Source organism: Sphingomonas sp. Ant H11 (assembly GCF_000797515.1).
Taxonomy (GTDB): domain Bacteria; phylum Pseudomonadota; class Alphaproteobacteria; order Sphingomonadales; family Sphingomonadaceae; genus Sphingomonas.
In genome coordinates, this window is the sequence record NZ_JSBN01000196.1 from 1 (window position 1) to 5637 (window position 5637).

Sequence of the window (5637 nt, forward strand, 5' to 3'; positions counted from 1 at the left end):
CCCCCCTGCCCCCTCCCTCAGGAGGGGAGAAGAGGCGGCCCTATGCACGTTTTTTAGCCAGCGCGCGCTTGGCGGGTGCCTTCTTGGCGGCGGGTTTCGCCTCTGCCTTGGCCGGAGCCGCGCCACCCATCGACTTCTTCAGCGCCGCCATCAAATCGACCACGTTCGATCCGCCCTTTTTGGGCGCGTCATCGCCCGCATCTTCGATGATCTTGCCGCCCTTCGCCTTGCGCTTGCGCTCGACCAGGTCGCGCAGCGCATCGACATAGCGATCGTGGAAATCCTGCGGGTGGAACGCCCCGCTCTTCTTCTCGATCAGCGCCTCGGCCAGTTCCATCAGATCGGCATCGGGCGTGTCGTCGGGAATGTCGCGGAAATAGCCCTGCGCCTTGTTCACTTCATCGGCATAGCGCAGCGTTTCCAGCACCATGCCGCGCCCGCACGGTTTCAGGCTTACGACATATTCGCGCCCGCGCATCGCCAATTGCCCGAGCCCGACCTTCTTGGTCCGTCGCAGCGCCTCGCGCAGCACGATGAACGCCTCCTCGGCCAGATCATCGGCCGGCACCACGAAATAAGGCTTTTCATAATAGAGCACGTCGATCTCGCTCGCATCGACGAACTGCGTCAGCTCCAGCGTCTTCTTCGACTCGAGCTTCACCGCATCGATCTCGTCCTGCCCGAGCAGCACGTAAGAGCCCTTTTCATATTCGAAGCCCTTCATGATCTCATCGGTGTCGACGGGACCAACGCCGGTGACCACCTTGTCGTAATGGATCGGCTTGCCGCTCGGCTCATGGATTTGTTTGAAGCTGATCTGCGCGCCCGATTTGGTCGCGCTGTAGATTTCGACAGGGATAGAGACGAGCGCGAGCCGGATCTGTCCTTGCCAATAGGCCCGTGCCGCCATCGTCCTGCCCCTCATCGTTGCGAAGACGATTCAATCCCTGGCGCGCAGAGTCGTTCCGTCGGTGCCGGATCGGGGTGACGCAACCGGACGGGCGCGCTAAAGCGACCGCATGACCGACGATCCCTTTGCCCTGTTCGAACTCTGGTATGCCGCCGCGCGCGCCAGCGAACCCAATGACACCAACGCCATGGCGCTGGCGACCGCCGACGCCAGCGGGCGTCCGTCGGTGCGAATGGTGCTGCTGAAGGGGCGCGGCCCCGATGGCTTCGTGTTCTACACCAATCGCGAGAGCCGCAAGGCGGGTGAGCTCGACGCCAATCCGCACGCCGCCTTGCTGTTCCACTGGAAGTCGCAGCGCCAGCAGATCCGCATCGAAGGCGCGATCAGCCGCGTTACCGATGCCGAATCCGATGCCTATTTCGCCTCGCGCGGGCGCGACTCGCAGCTTGGTGCCTGGGCCTCGGACCAGTCGCGCCCGCTGGCCGACCGCGCCATCTTCGAGGCGCGTTTCGCCGAGTTTCAGGCCAAGTTCGAAGGCCAGGACGTGCCGCGCCCGCCGCATTGGGGCGGCTATCGCGTAACCCCGGATACGATCGAATTCTGGCAGGACCGCGCGCATCGGCTGCACGAACGCCGCGTCTTCACCCGCACCGCAGAGGGCTGGACCGAGGGGCTGCTTTACCCATGACCGAAGACCAACGCCGCGCCATTCCGTTCGCTGTTCGCGCCGCGATCGCCAGCGTGGCGATGGCGATCTTCCTGATCGTGTTGAAATCCTACGCCGCCTGGTCGACCGGATCGATCGCGATGCTCGGCAGCCTGGCGGATTCCGGCCTCGATTTGCTGGCCAGCGCCGTGACGCTGTACGGCGTGCGCCTGGCCGCCCAACCCGCGGATCACGACCACCGCTTCGGTCACGGCAAGGCAGAAGCGCTGGCCGCCTTGTTCCAGGTGATGCTGATCACCGCCTCGGCGGCCGGGATCGCGTGGCGCGCGATCGTCGCGCTCGGCAGCAGCGAACCGACCCAGGGCGCGGAATTCGGCATCGGCGTGTCGCTGATCGCGATTTTCGCGACCATGGTGCTGCTCGCCTATCAGCGCGCCGTCATCCGCCGCACCGGATCGGTCGCGATCGTCGCCGACAACGTCCATTACCAGTCCGACGTGCTGCTCAACGGCTCGGTGATCGTGGCCTTGGTGCTCGATCAATATCTTGGCTGGCGCAGCGCCGATCCGATCTTCGGCATCGTGATCGCGCTGTGGCTCGCTTATGGCGCGTTTCGCGCCTCGTCCAACGCGATCGACATTTGATGGACAAGGAATGGCCCGAGGCGATGCGCGCCGATTTCATCGAGGTCGCCGCACGCCAGCCGGGCATCAAGGGCATTCACGATTTCCGCACGCGCCACGCCGGCACGCACGATTTCGCGCAATTCCATATGGAGGTGCCCGGCGACATCACCGTCGCGCAGGCGCATAAAGTGGTGGAGGGCGTCGAACGCGCGCTGCATAAGGCCTTCCCCAAGGTCGAAGTGTTGATCCATCTCGATCCCGAAGGGCATGTCGATACCGACAATCCGCTGGTCGAGGCCGACGTCACCCCCCATTGGTTTGGAAAACGCGCATGAGACTGCCCATCGCCCAGATCGACGCCTTCGCTAACGCGCCCTTCACGGGCAATCCGGCGGCGGTGATGCCGCTTGCGGCATGGCTCGACGACGATGTGCTGCAAGCGATTGCCGCCGAGAACAATCTCAGCGAAACCGCGTTCATCCTGCCCGATGAAAGCGATGACAGCGATTTCGAATTGCGCTGGTTCACTCCCACTAACGAGGTGGTGTTGTGCGGCCACGCCACGCTGGCCAGCGGGCATTTCGTGCTGGCGAGCGATCCTGAGCGCGACCGCGTCACCTTCCGCACGCGCAAGGCGGGGGTCCTGTCGGTGGCGCGCGCGGGAAGCGGGTATGAGCTGGCTTTGCCCGCCTGGGGCCCATCACCCAGGCCGCTGCCGCATATCGTCGCGGCGCTCGGAGTCGAGGCGGCGGTTGAAACGCTGTGGCACCCGCATCGTTATGCGCTGATCGTGCTCGAAAATGCCGCGCAGATTCGCGCGCTCGACCCCGATTTCCGCGCGCTCGGGCGGCCCTCGCCCGCCGACCCGGCGGCGGGGGGCGGTGCCGAGGTCGATGTCCTCACCATCGTCACCGCGCCTGGCGACGAGACCGACGTGATCAGCCGGGTGTTCGCGCCCGGTGCCGGGATCGACGAGGACCCCGTCACGGGCTCGGCGCACGCGGTGATGACGCCCTATTGGGCCGCGCGCCTCGGCCGCGATCGCTTCACAGCGTATCAGGCAAGCGCCCGCGGCGGGCATTTGACGTGCCAGCTCGCTGGCGACCGCGTCGTGCTCGGCGGGCAGTGCGTGACGGTGATGGAAGGGACGTTCTTCCTACCCTGACCCGCGTCAGCCGCGACGAGCGCGCCTTCGGTTTCCTCGATCCAGCCGCCGCCCAGCACGCGGTCGCCGGCATAGAGCACCGTCGCTTGCCCCGGTGCCACGCCATATTCGGGCGCATCGAAGCTCACGCGCGCGCCATCGAAGCGTGCCGCAACCGGCTTGGCGAGCGAGCGGACCTTGGCCGTCATCGGCCCGGTATAATCCCCGCCCAGCCAATTGACCCCGCTCAGCCGCGCCGCGCCGACCGCAAGCGCCGCCCTGGGGCCGACGATCACGCGCTTGGTCGCCGCCTCCAGTCGGATGACATACAGCGGCTCCGGCGTGCCGCCGATTTCCAGGCCACGCCGCTGTCCGACGGTGAAGTGAATCAGGCCACGGTGCCGCCCGAGCACGCGGCCCGCCTCATCGACAATTTCGCCGCTGGTGTCGGCCTCGGGCCGCAATTTCTTGACCAGCGACGCATAATCGCCATCGGGCACGAAGCAGATATCCTGGCTGTCGGGCTTGCCCGCCACCCCCAGCCCCAGTTCGGCGCGATTTCGCGCACGCGCGGCTTGGGCAAGCCGCCCAGCGGAAACCGCAGATAATCGAGTTGCTCCTGCGTGGTTGCGAACAGGAAATAGCTTTGGTCGCGCGCGGGGTCGAAGGCGCGGTGCAGTTCGGCCCCCCTCTGCCCTTCCACGCGCCGCACATAATGGCCGGTCGCCAGGCAATCCGCCTCCAGATCGCGCGCGGCGGCGAGCAGATCGGTGAATTTCGGCCCCATATTGCACTGAATGCACGGGATCGGGGTCCGCCCGGCGAGATAATCGTCGGCGAAGCGATCGATCACCTGGTCGCGAAAGCGCGATTCATGGTCGAACACATAATGCGCGATACCCAGCCGGTCGCACACGCTGCGCGCATCGCGAATGTCGCGCCCGGCGCAGCACGACCCCGCGCGCCCGACCGCCTCGCCATGATCGTAGAGTTGCAGCGTGATCCCGATCGTCTCCGCCCCCGTCCGCGCGGCGAGCGCCGCCACGACCGAGCTATCGACGCCGCCCGACATCGCGACGACGATACGCTTGCCTGCAAGATCGGCACCCAGTTGAAAATCGGCTTCGTTCATGGCGGCGGAGATAGGCGCTCCTACGCGCACATGCAAAAAACCCAAAAAAAAGATCGGCGGCTTTACCCGCCCGAAAGAACCTCGCCGCTACAGATAGAGTTCGATCCTTAGCGGAAGTGCATGCGTGGACCTGAGTTTTTCCAGATTCGAAGCCGATGCGACGGTGGTGGCGCTGCCGCCCGACCTCGCCGTGCTGATGGTCGGTATTGCCGCGCGGCAGGCCGCCAGCCCGACCGCGCTGGTTCAGGGACGCCTGCCCTCCATCACGCTGCAGCGCGCTTGGTTCGCACCCGCCCACGGCACGTTCAACCTCGCCGTGGCTGAGATGCTCGCCGCCTCGCCGATGCGGGAGCCCGAAAAATGAAGGCGCTGTTTACCGAGCCGCTTTAGCCGACGTTCAAGTCCTTAGAGTAATGACCGTTATTAAGATGCAGGGGTCCCCCCGCCCCGCCACGAGGTTACAGAATGATCGAAAACCAGAAGATTCGCCCAGCCAAGGTGATCGGCCCCCTCGGAGAGCCACTGACGCTCGAATCGCTTCCGCCGCCGGAGACGACCCGCTGGGTCGTTCGCCGCAAGGCCGAGGTGGTCGCAGCGGTCAATGGCGGACTGCTGTCGGTGGACGAGGTGTGCGATCGCTACGGCCTGACGGTCGAGGAATTTGCGGGCTGGCAGCGGGCGATTGACCGCTCGGGGATGCCGGGCCTGCGCGTCACGCGGATCCAGCATTACAAATCGCTCTACGAGCGTCAGCAGAAATACTGACCGTCGCACGCCACTCTTCAAACCGTAGCCGGAACAAAAATCGCAATTCGTGAGTCTTGTCCCCGTATCCCGGATGCAGCCGGGAAAATGGAGGGTAAGATGATCGGTCTCATTGTTTGGCTCGTGGTCGGTGGTGTGTGCGGCTGGCTCGCCAGCATGGTGATGCGCACCGATGGACAACAGGGCATTATTCTTAATGTCGTCGTCGGGATTATCGGATCGGTAATTGCATCGTTCCTGTTTGGCGCAGGCATCAACCAGGTCATTACTGTCATGACCTTCGTATATTCTTTGATTGGCGCGATCATTCTACTGGCGATCGTCAATCTTATCCGCCGCGGTTCGGTCCGCTAAGCGCGATCTAAGGTCGAAAAAAGGCCGCCGGGAGCGAGG

The 5637-nt window shown here is 64.7% G+C and carries 6 protein-coding genes and 2 pseudogenes; 6 read left to right on the forward strand and 2 right to left on the reverse strand.

The genetic code is table 11. The features are described 5' to 3' along the window. Positions 1-40: 40 nt before the first annotated feature. A complete protein-coding gene (ku, locus tag NW75_RS21410) occupies positions 41-910 on the reverse strand; it encodes a non-homologous end joining protein Ku (RefSeq protein WP_033967410.1) in 870 nt (289 codons plus the stop codon). Between the two features lie 109 nt (positions 911-1019). Here ku and pdxH point away from each other — a divergent pair, with 109 nt between their 5' ends. The 3 genes and pseudogenes from pdxH to NW75_RS21425 all read left to right on the forward strand — a co-directional run bounded on the left by pdxH (position 1020) and on the right by NW75_RS21425 (position 3368). After that, complete coding sequence (gene pdxH / locus NW75_RS21415) at positions 1020-1598, forward strand: pyridoxamine 5'-phosphate oxidase (protein WP_033967411.1); 579 nt, start codon at positions 1020-1022, stop codon at positions 1596-1598. Further along, positions 1595-2538, forward strand: a pseudogene (locus tag NW75_RS21420) (cation diffusion facilitator family transporter). The gene pdxH and the pseudogene NW75_RS21420 overlap by 4 nt, the downstream one beginning before the upstream one ends. After that, complete coding sequence (locus NW75_RS21425; protein ID WP_033967412.1) at positions 2535-3368, forward strand: PhzF family phenazine biosynthesis protein; 834 nt, start codon at positions 2535-2537, stop codon at positions 3366-3368. Before NW75_RS21420 ends, NW75_RS21425 begins: the two are co-directional and overlap by 4 nt. Positions 3369-3376: 8 nt before the next feature. Here NW75_RS21425 and mnmA read toward each other — a convergent pair. Continuing rightward, positions 3377-4479 (reverse strand): annotated as a pseudogene (gene mnmA, locus NW75_RS21430) (tRNA 2-thiouridine(34) synthase MnmA); the annotation flags it as partial. 124 nt (positions 4480-4603) lie between these two features. On the opposite strand from mnmA, the gene NW75_RS21435 reads away from it, so the two are divergent. The 3 genes from NW75_RS21435 (at position 4604) to NW75_RS21445 (ending at position 5598) form a co-directional block, all read left to right on the forward strand. Next, complete coding sequence (locus NW75_RS21435) at positions 4604-4843, forward strand: hypothetical protein (RefSeq protein WP_171010552.1); 240 nt, start codon at positions 4604-4606, stop codon at positions 4841-4843. A 101-nt stretch (positions 4844-4944) separates the two neighbouring features. Continuing rightward, entirely contained in the window at positions 4945-5244 is a 300-nt protein-coding gene (sciP, locus tag NW75_RS21440; RefSeq protein WP_010404863.1) for a CtrA inhibitor SciP, read from the forward strand. A gap of 102 nt (positions 5245-5346) precedes the next feature. Continuing rightward, positions 5347-5598, forward strand: a complete 252-nt coding sequence (locus NW75_RS21445; RefSeq protein WP_029622546.1) for a GlsB/YeaQ/YmgE family stress response membrane protein — start codon at positions 5347-5349, stop codon at positions 5596-5598. Positions 5599-5637 lie beyond the last annotated feature (39 nt).

What these genes read in the sequence shown, in the direction of transcription:
- ku (WP_033967410.1), bottom strand. Translation starts at nt 910, where the DNA reads ATGGCGGCACGGGCCTATTGGCAAGGACAGATCCGGCTCGCGCTCGTC.
- pdxH (WP_033967411.1), top strand. Translation starts at nt 1,020, where the DNA reads ATGACCGACGATCCCTTTGCCCTGTTCGAACTCTGGTATGCCGCCGCG.
- NW75_RS21425 (WP_033967412.1), top strand. Translation starts at nt 2,535, where the DNA reads ATGAGACTGCCCATCGCCCAGATCGACGCCTTCGCTAACGCGCCCTTC.
- sciP (WP_010404863.1), top strand. Translation starts at nt 4,945, where the DNA reads ATGATCGAAAACCAGAAGATTCGCCCAGCCAAGGTGATCGGCCCCCTC.